This window comes from Streptomyces hiroshimensis (assembly GCF_014650335.1).
In the GTDB taxonomy this organism is placed as follows: Bacteria; Actinomycetota; Actinomycetes; order Streptomycetales; family Streptomycetaceae; genus Streptomyces; species Streptomyces hiroshimensis.
The window spans coordinates 1-15,171 of sequence record NZ_BMUT01000025.1 but is presented as its reverse complement, the minus strand read 5'-3'; the positions used below and the strand labels follow the sequence as shown (position 1 = coordinate 15,171).

The 15,171-nt window shown below is 68.9% G+C and carries 10 protein-coding genes and 2 pseudogenes; 5 read left to right on the top strand and 7 right to left on the bottom strand.

Going from position 1 to position 15,171, the window contains the following annotated elements; all coding sequences use genetic code 11:
• Nucleotides 1–1,769 precede the first annotated feature (1,769 nt).
• A complete protein-coding gene (locus tag IE241_RS33225; RefSeq protein ID WP_190025600.1) occupies nucleotides 1,770–2,303 on the top strand; it encodes a hypothetical protein in 534 nt (177 codons plus the stop codon).
• A gap of 391 nt (nucleotides 2,304–2,694) precedes the next feature.
• Nucleotides 2,695–3,267 carry a Uma2 family endonuclease gene (locus tag IE241_RS33220; protein WP_190025599.1) on the top strand — a complete coding sequence of 191 codons (573 nt, stop codon included), beginning with the start codon at nucleotides 2,695–2,697 and terminating at the stop codon, nucleotides 3,265–3,267.
• Between the two features lie 605 nt (nucleotides 3,268–3,872).
• Here the strand turns inward: IE241_RS33220 and IE241_RS33215 are convergent.
• Nucleotides 3,873–4,103 (bottom strand): annotated as a pseudogene (locus IE241_RS33215) (transposase); the annotation flags it as partial.
• Between the two features lie 155 nt (nucleotides 4,104–4,258).
• Between IE241_RS33215 and IE241_RS33210 the strand changes: the two are divergent.
• Nucleotides 4,259–4,756: a cupin domain-containing protein gene (locus IE241_RS33210; RefSeq protein WP_190025598.1), complete on the top strand. Its 498-nt coding sequence runs from the start codon at nucleotides 4,259–4,261 to the stop codon at nucleotides 4,754–4,756.
• 110 nt (nucleotides 4,757–4,866) lie between these two features.
• Here the strand turns inward: IE241_RS33210 and IE241_RS33205 are convergent, their stop codons facing one another.
• Complete coding sequence (locus IE241_RS33205; protein WP_190025597.1) at nucleotides 4,867–5,700, bottom strand: NAD(P)H-binding protein; 834 nt, start codon at nucleotides 5,698–5,700, stop codon at nucleotides 4,867–4,869.
• Nucleotides 5,701–5,870: 170 nt separating this feature from the next.
• Nucleotides 5,871–7,442 (bottom strand): MFS transporter, encoded by a 1,572-nt coding sequence (locus IE241_RS33200; protein ID WP_190025596.1) that lies wholly within the window; start codon nucleotides 7,440–7,442, stop codon nucleotides 5,871–5,873.
• 104 nt (nucleotides 7,443–7,546) lie between these two features.
• On the opposite strand from IE241_RS33200, the gene IE241_RS33195 reads away from it, so the two are divergent.
• Complete coding sequence (locus tag IE241_RS33195; RefSeq protein WP_190025595.1) at nucleotides 7,547–8,455, top strand: helix-turn-helix domain-containing protein; 909 nt, start codon at nucleotides 7,547–7,549, stop codon at nucleotides 8,453–8,455.
• Between the two features lie 271 nt (nucleotides 8,456–8,726).
• Here IE241_RS33195 and IE241_RS33190 read toward each other — a convergent pair whose 3' ends face one another.
• The 3 genes and pseudogenes from IE241_RS33190 to IE241_RS33180 form a co-directional block, all read right to left on the bottom strand.
• A complete protein-coding gene (locus IE241_RS33190) occupies nucleotides 8,727–10,223 on the bottom strand; it encodes a peptide MFS transporter (RefSeq protein WP_190025594.1) in 1,497 nt (498 codons plus the stop codon).
• Nucleotides 10,224–10,706: 483 nt separating this feature from the next.
• Nucleotides 10,707–11,169, bottom strand: a pseudogene (locus IE241_RS33185) (IS110 family transposase); the annotation flags it as partial.
• Nucleotides 11,165–11,689: a hypothetical protein gene (locus IE241_RS33180; RefSeq protein WP_190025593.1), complete on the bottom strand. Its 525-nt coding sequence runs from the start codon at nucleotides 11,687–11,689 to the stop codon at nucleotides 11,165–11,167. The gene IE241_RS33180 and the pseudogene IE241_RS33185, both read right to left, overlap by 5 nt.
• Nucleotides 11,690–11,847: 158 nt before the next feature.
• On the opposite strand from IE241_RS33180, the gene IE241_RS33175 reads away from it, so the two are divergent.
• Nucleotides 11,848–12,096 carry a hypothetical protein gene (locus IE241_RS33175; RefSeq protein WP_190025592.1) on the top strand — a complete coding sequence of 83 codons (249 nt, stop codon included), beginning with the start codon at nucleotides 11,848–11,850 and terminating at the stop codon, nucleotides 12,094–12,096.
• A gap of 108 nt (nucleotides 12,097–12,204) precedes the next feature.
• Here IE241_RS33175 and IE241_RS33170 read toward each other — a convergent pair whose 3' ends face one another.
• Entirely contained in the window at nucleotides 12,205–14,604 is a 2,400-nt protein-coding gene (locus IE241_RS33170) for a DEAD/DEAH box helicase (RefSeq protein WP_190025613.1), read from the bottom strand.
• Nucleotides 14,605–15,171: the final 567 nt, after the last annotated feature.

Genomic DNA, 15,171 nt, shown 5'->3' with positions numbered 1-15,171 from the left:
GCCGGATCTCGAAGGCGCCGGGGGCTGCCGAGCGTCGGGTTGTTGCTGCTTGACCCGGTCGGCGCCTTTGAGCGTGATGGGCGGGTGGAGGAATATCGTCCTGTGTCGGCGCCGGCACCGCTCCTGGCCGGCCGCGGGTCTGCCGGCGTGGAGATCGCTGATGTCGGCAGTGCGGGCCATGGACCCTTGGCGTTCGGTGTGTCTCATCGTTACGGATGTCTCATCCCGTTGCCGCCGCTGTTGCCGGTGTTGATCTGCTGTTCCTTTGCGAGTCCTCGGCCCGTCGAACTCCAGGCGGAGGTGGAGAGTCCCGGCCGCACTGCAGACCGGTGGAGGGGCGAGCTCGATCTCCGGTCCGGGGTGGGCTGCTGTCTTCATCGGTAAGGGGGGCCTTGTACGACGTCGTCTTGTTTCGATTGCCGGTATCGAAGGTGTTGCCGCGCCCTTGCGTTTTCCATAGGGGAATCCGGCGGCCGGGAGTTTGATCACCGCTGTTCCGCCGCCGGTATCCCGGGTCATCTCGCTGTCACGGTTCTCTGCCTGGAAGGACCTTCGCTGCGCTTGACGGGACGCTGGGAAGGATCCCCGGGTGCACCCCGTTGGCATGGGTGCCGGACGAGCCTGTGCTGACGTCTGTGCAGGGAGTGCTTGCCGCGGCCTGACCGGTGTGTGCCGCGGGGCCGTGCTGTGGCTTGTTCTTCGCCAGGTCCGCTGCGTCACCCGTGATCCAGGGGACGCGCGCGTTGACCTGGTCGCCGATGCCGTTGCCGAACTCAACTTCGGCGTCGCGCCAGACGAGGCGGCCGAGACGAGCTGCAGCATGGAGATCACGCTCGCGGCGGTCTTGCTGCCCGCGTCCTCCCTGTCGTATGGCCGCAGGCGCCGGCACTCGCCTCATGAGCCTCCGTTCTGTTGAAAAACCCCTGAACCGGGCGGCACGGGGGAACTTTGGGGTATGTGAGCCCCGGCTGCCGGCCGAGGCTCTTCCGTTGAAGGGGCAGGGACGTCGGAAGAGAATGCGCAGGACGTTCACAGCCCGGTCTCTGACCGCTGGGTCCGGTGCGGCAACGGCCGACAGGGAAAGAAGGATCAGGCCGCTTTCGAGAACAAGGAGCGGCGGATCTCGGCGCGGCCCAGGCGCTGAGGGCGGATCGTTGCCTTGCAGCCGATGAGCGCGCCGTCGAGGATGAAGCCGGCATACGCTCCACCGACGCGGGGCGGAGCCGCCGAAAACCGGCCCGCAGATGCGCTGGTGCGCCGGTAGAGCCTGGGATCGGGTGAAGGGCCCGGGGGAGGCGGCAAGGACCATCTGCCGCGATGCCGTCGACGAACGCGGCCCGGAAAGGCATCTGCAAGGTCATCCAGGGCCGCTCAGGTGCACAGAAGCCGGGACAGTTGCCGCGGATCCAGCCGCCGCGGCGGCAGGTAGCTCCGAACCGGAGGCGAGATGGCACAGGCGGATCAGCCGGTCCTCGGCCCGTGCCCCGAGAGCCGACGGCTGCCCGTGCGCAGGGACGGCCCGATGGACAAGGCCGGCAACGCCAAGTACCCCGAGTACTCCCCGTGCCCGTGGGGACGTTTCCTCTCCGGGGCGTCGGTGCGCAGCCCCCGGTCTGCTCCCTGCACATGCGGAGGCGCCCCCCGGGGCCTCCCCCGGTTGCAGGAGCTGTTTGAGAGGGCTGGTTGGTGGTGCAGGGGGATGGTGCCGTGGTGGGCTGCAGGGTGGCTGGTGCGCCGGTAAGGGGGAGGGGCGGATGGAGTCCGGGTCTGTGATGCAGTTGATTACTGCCGGGGCCGCGTTGAGTGGTGTGATGTTGTCTCTGCTTGCAAATGCCTACCTTGAGCGTCGGCGGGCGCGGGACGTGCGCGCCCTTGAGGTGATGCGGGTTGATCTGGATCGCGTCAAGTGGCTGCGGGAGGAACGTGTGAAGGCCTACGGTGGCCTGTCGCTTGCCGGTGAGGAGGCGCAGCAGTTCATACGGTCTGAGCTGCCACTGGTGTTAGGCCCGGACGGTGCGGCGCGGCGTGCGGCAGTGGAGGATCGCTGGCGTGAGCTCCGTACCGAGCTGCGCAAGGCGTATGACCAGGTGGCTCTTTTCGGCAGTGAGCAGGCGCGGGCAGAAGCTTTGCGTATCTGGCAGGTCGCTCGTAACGGAGCAAATGATTTCCTGCAGGAGCCCGACACTGACGGCACAGACCGGGCTGCTCGGCTTGCTGCCCAGATCAGGTCGGTCGCATCGGAACTCGGGACCGCAGGCAATCGGTTCCTGGAAGCGTGCCGAAGAGATCTGCAGGGCGAATGACCCGTTAGCCCCCGCAGGCAAGGCCTGTTTCTCAGGTCCCGTGGGGGAGGAAGCCCCGTCATCTGTACGGCCAAGCCCCAGTGCCTTCTGCTGCTCCCCGCGCGTGGGGATGGACCCGCCGACGGACCGCTGGCCCGCTGCAGGGGGCACCTGCTCCTCGTGCATGCGGGGATGCCCCTGAAGCCGGGCACGGATGCCAAGAAGATCTTCCTGCTCCCCCTGTATGTCGGGGTGGCTTCGCCTGCGTTCTGCCGCCGCTGTGCGGGCTGAGCTGTTCGCTGTGCCGGCAGGGGTCTGGTCGTGGGGTCGGTTGTGCCGGGCGTACTCATAGACTCGTCGTGACCACGGTCTTTTCAGAGATGACCTTAAGGCGAGGACCATCATGAACGGTATGAGCCCCGATGAAGTGGCCCGGATGAGGGAGGTGGTGGCTCATCTCTCGGAGTATGCCGAGCATCTGGAGAAGGGGTGGAAGGTCGAGACGACCGATGGTGAGGTGAAGCTCGTTGCGATGAGTCCGAATCTGCCTCACGGGACGAACGCCCGTATCTTCCGTGAGCAGATCGAGGCACAGACTCCTCACGTGACGGCCGTCAACGACACGGACATGACCGACCCCGTAACGGGTCTGGAGAAGGTCCCTGACCTGATGGCGTTTGTCACCGGAGATGTCGATCCGCAGGCGGACTCGGTCGATCCCCGCGCGGTGCTCATCGTGGTCGAGATCGTCTCGAAGACGAATCCGAAGAATGATCTCGTCACGAAGCTGTACGACTACCCCAGGATGGGCGTGCCCGTCTACGTGATCGTGGACCCCCGAGACGGCACGATCGGCGTGCACTCCGACCCGAAGCCCGGCCCCGACGGTATCCGGTACCGGCACTCGGTTCCCTGCATGTTCGGCGACACGTTCCCGGCTGGGCAATGGACCTTCGACACCTCCGGGCTGATCCGCTACCGCTGACCGTCGCACCGGGCTGGCTGCGTACAGCGAGGCTCAGCCACCGCATACAGCCCGCCTGCCCGGCCCTCGCGCCCGCGGGGACCGCCGGCCGCTATCTGATCGACGGCCGCACCGTCACGTCTTAACGGCCGGCTGCACTGCAGGCCGGCGCCTCGGCCGGCTCGCCCTCAGGGGGGTGACCGGCCGCATGAAGCCGGTCTCGCACACCGCGGCCGTCCATACCTGGAGTGAGCTTGGCCGTCTCGTCCACGGCTCGGGGCAGCTCTTGCCACGCCACCCCCAAGAGGTCAGGCCTGCCGCGCCCCCGCTGCAAGGCGCCCTTGGCAGCCGACCGGGACGGAGGGTATGCGAGGAGGCGGCCTGCGGGACAGCTCGGTGGACTGCTCCGGGTCCACCGGCGGCGGGTGGAGGCCGGGCGGGCAGCTGGCTTGGGGGACGCGGCAGCCCAGACAACCACATCCCCGGCCAGCTCACCGTGGTCGGTTGACAGTCCACCGCGGTGGACGGCTTGGACCCGGGTGTGAGAGTGCAGATGGACGCCCAGACGTTCCAGGGGGTTGCGCACATGGGTCCGGCCGGCTCCGCCGACTCCGCAAGTCGTGGCCGCGCCAGCACGCCTGTGTGGGGACGTCACGCCAGGACACCCCCTTGCGCAAGACATAGACGATGCCGGCGAGCGCTACCCGGTCCGGCACCGGGAGCCGCCCGGGGTACCGGTGCCTTCGCGGCGGGCGTGGTGGGAGCAAGGGGGCTACGCGCTCCCACAGGTCACCGGGAACCAGATCAGCAGCCCCCCTCAGACCCTGCCCAGACGGGCTGTCAACCGCCAGCCCCATTCTGAAACGATCAGTTACAGCGTTGTCGGCCATGGAAACCGGGGTGCGCTGTCCTGACCGTTCGACTGGTGGTCACTGTCCGGCAGGAGCCGCTGTGGCCTTCGGCCCGGCGCATGACGTACGTTCCGGCGTGATCAACATTTCAGGAGCAAACGATGTCCCTCTTCATCCCCGACTTCGACGAAACCGTCGTCGTACGCGCTGCTGACGCCGAATTGACCGGCGTGGGTGGTCCGGTGACCAACCAGCTGCTCGTGGACAGCCCTGCCACGGGCGGCGCGCTCTCCAGCATGCGTGTCACCCTCGGCAAGGGCGCGAACGGCGCCCGCCCGCACCACCACGGCAAGTCCGCCGAGATGTTCTATGTCCTCGACGGCACTGCCCAGCTGCTGTCGGGTGATCAGGTGGTCACCGCGGAGCGCGGGGACGTGGTCGTCGTACCGCCCGGCACCCAGCATGCTTTTGCCGCCGCGCCCGGTGAGATTGCGGACATGCTCGTCATCATCACGCCCGGGGTGGAGCGCTTTGAGTACTTCCGCCATCTTGAGCGCATCCGCTACGGCAAGGTGCCGCCGGAGAGCCTTCTCGAAGTCCAGGAACTGTACGACTCCTACTTCGGGACCAGCGCGGTCTGGGACGCCGCACGCGGATAGGCCCGGCCTCCGGCCGCCGGGCCGCACATACGCGCCACCCGGCGCAAGCCAAGCCAAGCCGAGGTGGCGAACTCGTGCCCTGCGGCAGGCCGTCCGCAGGCCCAGGCGGTTCAGCGGAAGGCGTCGGCGTTCTCCGAAGCCCACTGCTGAAACGGGCGGGCCGGCGTTCCGGTGACCTGTGAAACGGTGTCGCGCACCATCAGCAGCTCGTCGTTGACGTCTCCGCCCGTGACGTCGAGCACCGCGTCCGCGGCCTCGGCTCCGAAGACCGCGGCCATCTGCGCGTGGGCTTCCTGGCGGCTGATCTCGGTGAAGGGGACCTCCCGGCCCAGTGCTGCCGCGATGGCCTCGGCCTGCTGCCGGGCGGTCACCGGCTGCGGACCGGTCAAGGCATACGTGTGCCCCTGGTGGCCGGGCTCGGTCAGTGCCACCCGTGCCACCGACGCGATGTCCGCAGGGTGGATGGTCGGCAGTGCAGTGTCCGCGTACGGTGCGCGGACGCTCTCGTGGTCACGGATGGAAGCCGCCCACATGAGGGCGTTCGAGGCGAACTGTGTCGGCCGCAGGATCGTCCAGGCCATACCGCTTGACTTGAGCAGTTGCTCCACCGCCAGGTTCTCGCCGGCAGGGCCGAGGCGGGGGTGGGTCTGGACGGTGATGGAGGACACCAGCACGACGTGCTCCACACCCGCCTGCCGGGCCGCTTCGAGGATGTCGGCGTCCGGCCCCAGACGCGACACGAGAAACAGCGAGCGCACTCCCTCCATCGCGGGCTTGAGCGACGCCGGCTCCGCGAAGTCGCCCTCCACGGCTTCGACCCCTTCGGGGAAGACGGCCCGTGCGGCATCACGGGTGAGTCCTCTGAGCGGACCGATGCCGCGTGCGTGCAACTCCTCCAGCAGGGCGCTGCCGATGTTTCCGGTGGCTCCGGTCACGAGGATCATGAGCTGTTTCCCGTCGTCAGAATGATCAACCAGACGACACGGTAGAACCTCAATCATGCTTCAGGTCAAGAAGCCCCCCCCGGGCCCTTCACGCCGCCGGGTCACGCTGCCGGGCACGTCCGGCCCTCGATACTGACGGCCCTCGATGCTGAGCGGGGAGCCGGCATGGGTCACCGGACGCTGCTGTCTTCGGTGGCGTCCTGGCTCAGGGGGCCCGGACAGGCGCCGCAGGTGCGGCCGGTGCCGCCGGTACCGGCCGCACCTGCGGCGGCCCTCGGCAGGTGCCGCAGGGCGAAGACGCCGAGCGCGGCGTGCAGGACGCCCGCGATGAGGGCGGCGATGTGCACACCGGTGACGAAGGCTGACTTCGCATCACCGATGACCGCGGCCGTGAGGCCGGGGACCTGCAGCGTTTCGCTGAGAGTGCCGGCGACGCCGGGTCCCTGGAGCCGGAAGACCAGGGCGGCCAGCGAGCCGAGGAGCGCGATACCGAGGGCGTTGCCGATCTCGTTGCCGGTCTCGGCGATTGCCGCCGCGGACCCGGCGCGTTCTGCGGGAACTGCGGCCACGGCGGTATCGGCGACCACGCTGAAGGAGATGCCGTAGCCGAGGCCGGTGATGACGGTGGACGCCACGTACCAGCCGATACCGCTGGTGACGCTAGTGGCGCCGGTGACCAGCAGCAGGAGCAGACCTGCGGCGATGAAGAAGTGGCAGGCGATCAGTGCGGCCCGTACGCCGGTACGCGCGATGAGTGCCGGTGTGACGATGCAGGTGAGGGTGAGCACAGCCGCTCCCGGGAGCGCGACGAGAGCCGCGTCCAGGACTTTCAGCCCGAGGACGGACTGGAGGTAGATGCCGCCGAGGTAGGCCATGGCCGACCATGCGGCCAGAGGCAGGAGCCCGGTGAGGGCCGCGATCGTGAACACCCGGTCGCGGAAGAGGCTGAAGTCGATCAGCGGGTGGGCGAGACTGAGTTGCCGCCGGGCGAACCACCCCAGGGCGGCGATCCCGGCGATGCCGGCGATGCCTGTGGCCACCGGGGCCGCGGTCAGCCCCTGTGCGGCAGCGCGCTTGACCGCGTAGACGGTCAGCAGGATGCCTGAGGCGGAGAGCACCACGCTCAGGACGTCGATGCGGCCGGTACGTGTGGCCCGTACCTCGCGGAGCAGGACCGGGGCCAGGACCAGGAAGAGCACGACGACGGGGAGATTGATCAGGAAGACCGACCCCCACCAGAAGCTGCTCAGCAGCTGTCCGCCGACGACCGGGCCGATCGCGAAGCCGGCGGCGAAGGCGGCGGCGAAGATCCCGATCGCTCTCGCCCGCTGGCGCGGGCCGGTGAACAGCTCGCTCAGTACCGCCAGTGCTGACGGCAGCAGCGTGGCACCGGCCACACCCATCAGCGCCCGGAAGACGATCAGCAGCTCCGGCCCAGGGGCGAGGGCTGCCCCCGTCGAGGCCGCGCCGAACACTGCCGTGCCGGTCATCAAAAGCTTCAGCCGCCCGTACCGGTCGCCGATGTTCCCGAACGCGATGAGCAGGGACCCGACGGCGAATCCGTAGGCATCCAGGATCCACAACGCCTGACCGGCAGTCGGCGACAGCGCCTCGGAGATCTCGGTCATCGCCAGAAACAGGACCGAGCCGTCCATCGCGACCAGCAGGACCGGGCCGAGTACCACCAGCAGGCCGAGCCACGCTCGCAGACCGGGTGAGTGAGAAACACGGTGGGCATTCATGCACCCGACGGTGCGGTACCGGCCCGCCCGGCAGCCATCCCCGCATCATGGGTACACCTCGCAGGGACACCCGGGAACGGACCCCGGCACCTACGCTCGGAGCCATGGAACTGGAGAGCCTCGGGACCTATCTCAAGACCCGCCGCGACCGGGTCACGCCTGCCGACGTCGGACTGCGCACCTACGGCACCGCCCGCCGGGTACCGGGCCTGCGCCGCGAGGAGCTCGCCCAGCTCGCCGGCGTGAGCGCGGGCTATTACACGCGACTGGAGCAAGGCCAGGCCGGCACTGCCTCCCGGCAGGTCCTCGATGCGCTCGCCGGTGTGCTCCGGCTCGATCCGTCCGAGACAGCCCACCTGCACAACCTCTCCCGCCGGCCCGCCACAACACGCCTGGTCCGTCCCCGCCCGGAAAGGCCGCATCAACGGGTGCTCTCGCTCCTGGCGTCCCTGGGAGACAGCACGCCGGCCGTCGTGCTCGGCCGCCGCGGCGACGTGCTGGCCTGGAACCGCACCGGACACGCCCTCGTCGCCGAACACACCGGCTTCGAGGCGCCCCACGACCGGGCGCGACGGCCGTCCATCCCCCGGATGTTCTTCCTCGACCCCCTCACCCGGGACCTTCACCGGAACTGGGAGGAACTCGCCCTCATCCACGTCGCCTACCTGCGCCTCACCGCGGGCCGGTATCCCACCGACGCCCGGCTGGCCGAACTGATCGGCGAACTCGCCATGCGCAGCCGGGACTTCGCCAGGCTGTGGGCCAAGGGCGACGTCGCGGACTGCACCGTGGGCACCATGCACCTGCAGCACCCGACGATCGGCGACGTCGGCATCGACTATCAAGTGTGGCTCCAGCCCGAGAGCCCCGACCACCGGCTGGAGGTCTACACACCCCACGACACCGCCTCGGCCGACGCGCTGCGCCTGTTGTCCACCCAGGTCGCCGGTCAGCGCAGACCCGGGGCCGCCCGTGCCGAGGCGTCCAGCGGTGCGGGCACCGGGGCGGGCTGAGGGGTCAGCGTCGTAGACGGCGGCGAGGGTCGCCATGCGCTTCCGGGCAGGTTTCCCGCCGGAAGCCGGCCGTGTGCGGAGCCGGGGCCCCACACGCGACGTGCGTTCCCTGAGTCTCGTCAGGTCGCGTCAAGTCTCGTCGGAAGGCGGGGCACCGCTGCCTCCGGTTGCCGATCCGGCTCCGCACCGGATCGGCCGGCACCTGGTCCAGGTGCGTGGCCGAGGTGAACGGGGCGTGCGGCGGGGCTGCAAGACCCTGCAGTGCGCGTTCTTACGCGGCAGCCACGGTCACCTCCTGTGTCGTCGCGGTCTGCTCGTCCATGACCGCGCTGAGCTTGCGGGTGTACCGGATCAGCGCGCCGCCGACGACGAGGGCCAGTGCGCCCTGCCACAGGAAGTTGTTGCTTTGTGACAGTACGGACTGGCCGATGCGGGGCAGTTGGCCGCCGATGGCGTCGCCGGTCGCGGCCGCCAGGAACCACACTCCCATCATCTGGTTGGCGAACGCCTTGGGCGCGAGACGGGTGGTGACCGACAGTCCGACGGGGCTGAGGAACAGCTCGCCGGTGACCTGGAGAAGGTAGGTGCCGATCAGCCAGAAGACGGCGACCTTGACGCCGCCGGAGGCGATGCTCGAGGCCGCGGCCATGACGAAGAACGAGGCTCCCACAAGGATCAGGGCCAGGCCGAACTTCAGCGGGGTGGGCATGCTCCGGCCGCGCCGCGTCCAGAAGGCGGCGAACAGGGGCGCCAGGAGGATGACGAAGAAAGAGGGCAGGCACTGCATCCAGCTGGCGGGGACCTCCCAGCCGAGGATGTGGCGGTCGGTCTTCTCCGCCGCGAACAGGTTGAGTTCGCTGCCGAACTGGTCGTAGATCATCCAGAAGACGGTGGCGGCAGCGAAGAGCCAGACGTACGACTTCAGGCGGGCCCGTTCCTGGGCCGTGATCTTGGGGCTGCGGAGCATGAGGGCGAGGTAGGCGGCGGGGACGATCACGGCGACGATCGTCAGGCCGAAGGTGATGGCGTCGATGTCCAGGGCGCCGCACAGGCCGCAGACGGCGAAGAGCAGGGCGACGGCGCTCAGCGTACCGAGGGTGGCGCGCAGTGCGCGGCGGCGTTCCCCGGCGGTGAGGGGCTGGCAGGGGCGGTCTTCGGCGTCGGGGAAGTGGCGCCCGCCGGCGGCGTACTGGATCAGGCCGATGGCCATGCCGATGGCCGCGGCCCCGAATCCCGCATGCCAGCTGACTTCTTCCCCGAGGTATCCGACCAGCAGCGGCGAGAGCGTGCCACCGATGTTGATGCCCATGTAGAACAGGGAGTAGCCCGCGTCACGGCGTTGCTCGTCACCGGCCGCGTAGAGGCGGCCGACCATGGCCGAGATGTTCGGCTTGAGCAGCCCGGTGCCCACGGTGATCAGTACGAGGCCGGGCCAGACACCCAGGTTGCCCGGGATCGCCATGGCGGTGTGCCCGGCCATGATCACCAGGCCGCCGTACAGCACGGCGCGGCGGGCGCCGAGCACGCGGTCGGCCAGCCACCCGCCCGGCAGGGCGAGCAACGAGATCATCGCCATGTAGACGCCCTCGACCGCCTCGGCGGTCCCCGCGCTCAGCCCCATGCCCTCGGAGGCGGGACTCGCGGCCAGGAACGTCACGAGGATCGCCGCCATGCCGTACAGGCTGAAGCGTTCCCATAGTTCGGTGAGAACGAGGGTGGTCAGGCCACGGGGATGCCGCGCACGGTCGTCGGCACCCATATTACGCATATCTATAGAGTCGCTCACATATTTAAATATACCGTCGGCTGATCTTGGGACGGCGTGACGATCGGAGCCGGAACGCGTTGACGCGTTGTCAGCAGCGCCACTTGGGAGGCGTGTTCGCACCGGGGAGGGGCAGGAAGCAGAGAGCGGCGGCTGCGATGCGATGGCCGTCGCAGTACGCGCCGGCAGCCGCGGGGAACCTCCAGCTGGGCCTGGTTCCCGCGAGAGCGCGCCCGTAAGGAGCGCGGGGAGCTGCACGACCAGCCCCCGACTGCCCGCAGGCACAAACTGAGCCGACGAGGCTCCCCGGTAGGCAGATCGGAGGCCGGGGCGGAAAGCCGGTCGAGCTCCTCGGCGGACGGTCGATGAACGGCGCGGTGAAGGCTGTGCCGGCATCGGAAGCTGTCTTGCCGTCGGACTGGCGCGGTGACCCGAGGCTGTCGGGCGAACCGGCGTTCTCGTCAGACACCCCACGCCGTGAAGGTATCAAGCAACAGCCGCCAGGACGGTGGGGAAAGCGGTCCCTTCATCGAGCAGGGCACGGGTTCTTCAGGAAGTGGAAGAGCTGGCCGAGCATACGGCTGAAGAGGTCGCGCAGGGCTGATGCGTCGTGCCATTCGCCGCGCTCCCGTCGGCGCTGGTCATGGGCGTTTGCTCCGGGAGAGTTCCACAGGGAGGCGAACGCCCAGAGGCAGCCGGCATGGAGAAGGCGGTCGTTCTTGCCGTGGCGGCGTCCGGCGTAGCGTTTCTTGCCGGAGGCGCGGGTGATGGGCGCCGACCCGGCGTATGCCTTCAGCACACGGGCGTCGGCGAACCGCTTTTTGTCGTCACCGATCTCGGCCAGCACTCGGGCGCCGAGCAGGGGGCCCAGGCCGGGGAAGCTCATGATGATCTCGGCGTCTTTGTGCTGCCGGAAGGCGGCTTCGGCGGCCTCGGCGAGGTCATCAGCGCCGGCCGGCGAGGTCTTGGCGGCCAAGCAGGACCGAACCCGCCATCACGGAGGCGAAGGAAGCGGCCGTGCCCGTGGTCGCCTGGGCGATGCGTTCCCGTGATGTCAGGGCCATCAACCCGCCCCCGGCGATGTGCTGCCACAGGTGAGCATGCCGGCTCCCGTCCAGCATCACTGCAGCCGGCCCGCGCACCGGAGCAGCGAATTCGATCTTGAGTTTGACCAGGGGACCAGGGCCGCCGAGTCCGGCCCACGCTGCGCCGGCGTCCAGGTTCCGGGCCAGCGCAAGTCCGCCGTGGTGCTCCAGGAGTCCGAACGCGTCCCGGATGGCCGGGGCCGGGGCCGGGCCGAAGGTACGCCGGTCCTCATGGAGGAACACCATGAACAGCAGGCCCAGCCGCGACCCGGGACCCGTTTCGGGGACGGTGACTGCGGCCCGGGCCGCGGGGACGGTACCGGCCAGGAAGTCCTGGCGCTGCCGCTCCGTGTCCCCCGGACCGAACGCCCTCACCCTGGCCATGGCTCCTCCGCCCCGGCCCTGGGCCGGTTGCTCTCTCGCCCACGGCTACCCTGCCCGGCGCCCCGCGATGCCGGCCGCCCCCCCCAGCCGCCGACCGGGCAGGGCCGGGCGGGAGACTGCGCAGGTGAGCATCCCGAGCCCCGCCCCCGCCTGTGCCTGTGCCTGGTCTGGGGCGTGCTCGTCGTGCCCTGATCCCCGCCGAGGGTGACACCGACCTGCAGTCGCCGGCCGCCCGTGCCCGCGCGGCCCTGGCCGCTGTCCAGACCGTCCCGGTGCCCGTGGTCGTCCTTGGCGCCATCGCCGGCCTGTTGGAAGAGCTGGAGCGCCTGGCGGAGGCGGCGGGGGAGGACGGCAACGAGCAGGCGGCCAGGGAAACGTTGGCGTACCTGCGCGCCATCGGTGGCTGACGCACCGGGCTGGCCGCGGTCGTCGTTCGGCGTCGTGTCGTTGTCGGTGCAGGAAACCCCACGTGCTGATGCCCCGAGGAGAGACCCTTGGGGCACCGCCCCCCGGGATCAGACGGCCCAGTCAAGCCCAAGATCCGCGAATGCCTTCCTCTTCTCCGCGGTGAGGCCGGCGCGCCTCGATTTTGCGTTCGAGAGAAATGCCCCGAGTCGTACAGGGTGTTCCTGGTCGTCGATCGCGATCGTCTCTACGTGCCCTCTGGGGACGGTCACAGAGCCCGTGCGGGCCTTGTACTGCACCAGGGCGGCAACGCCCCGCTCGAACGCCCCGGAGGCGCTCCTGGACGGCTTGGCGGGCGCTTGCTCGGGGGGCAGTGGCGCGATGCCCAGGCGCTGCATGCGTTCGCGCTGTCCGTCCGTCAGCCCTTGCCAGACGGTGTGCTGGCGTTGCCGTGCCAGCCACCGGCCGACGTTCATCCCGTGCACGGTGACGCCGGGCAGGACGTCGGCCGGTGCGGCGTCCTCTTCTGCGAGGAGTTCGCGTACGGCCGCGTAGTGCCGCTGCCAGTCCGCCGGCCATGCCGGGTTCCAGTCCTCGTCGACCTCGCGTAGTGCCTGCTCCCATTCGGGGTGTCCGTCGAGTGCGCCGGGGCGGCGGAGGTTGGACAGCCACTGTCCGATCGGCCGGTCGAGTGAGGTGGCGGTCCGTGGGGCGCACAGCGTCCAGTGCTCGGCGAAGTACGCTCGTGCGGCTTCGAGGTTCTCCTGGAAGCGCTCGTCCGCCATCGACCACACCATGCCGAGTTTCTCCAGCCGACGTGCCCGGATCCCGGTCATCTGCCCGGCCCCGTACGCCCGCCGCTGTTCTGCGACCCATTGCCCCAGGGGTGTTGCTCCCTCTTTATGCCCGTACGGCACGCGGGCGTGCCCCTCACGTTCCGTGAACGCTTTGAGCTTCGCCCAGCCGCGGGCCCAGTCCTGTCGCTCGGTGTCGATCACGTTGAAGGACACCCATTGAGCGACCATCACCGGGTCACGCGGAGCCGCAAAACGTAGCAGTAGACGCGACTCCTCCTTGCCTTCTTCGGGTGCGGCGCCGATGTTCACAGAGGGCTGCGCGACGTCTTTCTGCGGTTCCTGTGGAATAGCGAGCAACTCAATGGCCTCTTCATCATGTGCACGCAATCCTTCAAGGGTGCGCACCAAAGGCCTATACGAACCAGAGGTGAACATATCCTCCGGCTGTTCCCCGGGCTGGAGGAATACCGGCACCAACAAAGAGGCCAGTTTCCCCTCCCCGGGCTTTTGTCGCAGGGCCCGCCCGATGGCCTGGACGATGTCGTGCGGCGCGCCCTTCGGGTCGAGCAGGGCCACGGAGTCCACCGCTCTGATGTCGACGCCTTCGCCCAGGACGCGGCAGTTCGAAAGCACGGCCCGCCGCGCGGTAGTGCCGAAACCGCCCAGTACCTCCCGCCGACGCGCGGGGTCGTGCTCGCCGCACAGCCAGTCCGCCCAGACGCGCGCCGGGTACATCTCCGGCTGGTCCGCGTGGAGCTTCGCCGCGACCCGCGGAAGGCCTTCCGCGTACGCCTGCGCCTCTATGGTCCGGTGATGGAACGTGATGCAGGTGTTCAGCCGGTGCTCCGCCATCGTCCGCAGCAGCGCAGCATGGAGCGCGCCGAGCCGCTCCCCGCGCACCTGCTCCCCGTGCCGCTCCTCACCCATGAGCCGCTCGGGCGTGACCTCGGGGTCCTGGAGCTCCACAACGATGATCTGATACCGCGCGAGCAGGCCCCGGGCGACCGCCGACGCAAGACTGAGCTTGTAGAGGACAGGGCCGAAGATCTCCTCGTCGTCCATGGACGCGGCCATCTCCTCCGGCAGCGCGTCCCGGGCCCCCTCGCGCACCTCCCAGTGCGCGGGCCGTTCCTGCCAGATCCTCGGGGTAGCCGTCAGGTACAGCCGGCGCGCGGCCGGGATGACGTGCTGCTTGTGGATGTCCGCCCAGGCCTTCCCCAGTGATCCGGACGTCCGGTGCGCTTCGTCCACGACCACGAGGTCGAGCGGGTCGAGCTGCTGTCCGTACACGCCCTCGAAGGCCTCCGCGAGCACCGGCAGGGACGCGTAGGTGGCGTAGATGGTGACTGGGCCTGCGGCGTGCCACATGGCCAGCCGGACGGGGTTGGTGGTGCACCGGACCTTGAGGTTCCACAGGTCCGGGTCGTCTTGGAGAGAGCACACGGCAACCGCCGGCCCTCGGTGCCCGACCCGGTGCCACTCCTTGACCGTCTGCGCCAGGAGGTCCAGCGTCGGCACCAGGATCAGGGTCCGGCCCCGCGGCACCATCTCGCGAGCAGCGAAAGCCGCCGTGATCGTCTTTCCGGTACCGCACGCGGAAATCACCTGCCCGCGCAGGCCGTTGACAGGGATGCCTCCGGGAGGCACGTCAAGGCCGCGCTTAATCGCGTCGATGGTTTCGATCTGATGCGGGCGCAGGTCGCTTCTCTTCATGACCACAGGGGGAAGACTCCTTCTCGCGGAATGCGGCGAGCAATCAGAAAGGGAAGTTCCGGAGCGGTAGAGACGGCCCGGGGGTGGTGTCTATGACCAGACTCTACACAGCTGCAGCACATGATGCATGCCTCTTGAGGCAGGTTCGTTCGCCAGAGTGATGGTTGGCTGATTCGCGCCCATGGTGACGTGTGCAGGTGTATGCTGGCGGAGTGTCATCGCATGTGATCGTGTGGGTTTCGGGCACGGGAGTGGGGTTCGGGTGGAGCGTAGCGGAGCCCGTCACTGCGGTGGGTCCGGTGTCCTGTCGGGTCGATGGTCCGTCAGTCTCGTGACGGGGATGGTGGCCGGGATTCCCAGACGCTACACGGGCCCGCACGTGATGCACCCTCCCCTTGCCGCCAGCCCAGATTTTCCGCTTGCGGAAAATCCATCAATTCGCGCTTGCGCGAATTGACTGCCTTTCAGAATTCCGTTTACGGAATTTAATTCCCGCGCTTGCGCGGGAATTCGACGGAGCGTCAGCGGAGTCGTTCGTTTCAGTCGCCGGAGCGAAGCGGAGGCGCT

Coding starts and splice junctions, on each gene's coding strand:
- IE241_RS33205 (WP_190025597.1), bottom strand. CDS start 5,700: ATGATCCTCGTGACCGGAGCCACCGGAAACATCGGCAGCGCCCTGCTG.
- IE241_RS33210 (WP_190025598.1), top strand. CDS start 4,259: ATGTCCCTCTTCATCCCCGACTTCGACGAAACCGTCGTCGTACGCGCT.
- IE241_RS33195 (WP_190025595.1), top strand. CDS start 7,547: ATGGAACTGGAGAGCCTCGGGACCTATCTCAAGACCCGCCGCGACCGG.
- IE241_RS33190 (WP_190025594.1), bottom strand. CDS start 10,223: ATGCGTAATATGGGTGCCGACGACCGTGCGCGGCATCCCCGTGGCCTG.
- IE241_RS33220 (WP_190025599.1), top strand. CDS start 2,695: ATGAGCCCCGATGAAGTGGCCCGGATGAGGGAGGTGGTGGCTCATCTC.
- IE241_RS33180 (WP_190025593.1), bottom strand. CDS start 11,689: ATGGCCAGGGTGAGGGCGTTCGGTCCGGGGGACACGGAGCGGCAGCGC.
- IE241_RS33170 (WP_190025613.1), bottom strand. CDS start 14,604: ATGAAGAGAAGCGACCTGCGCCCGCATCAGATCGAAACCATCGACGCG.
- IE241_RS33200 (WP_190025596.1), bottom strand. CDS start 7,442: ATGAATGCCCACCGTGTTTCTCACTCACCCGGTCTGCGAGCGTGGCTC.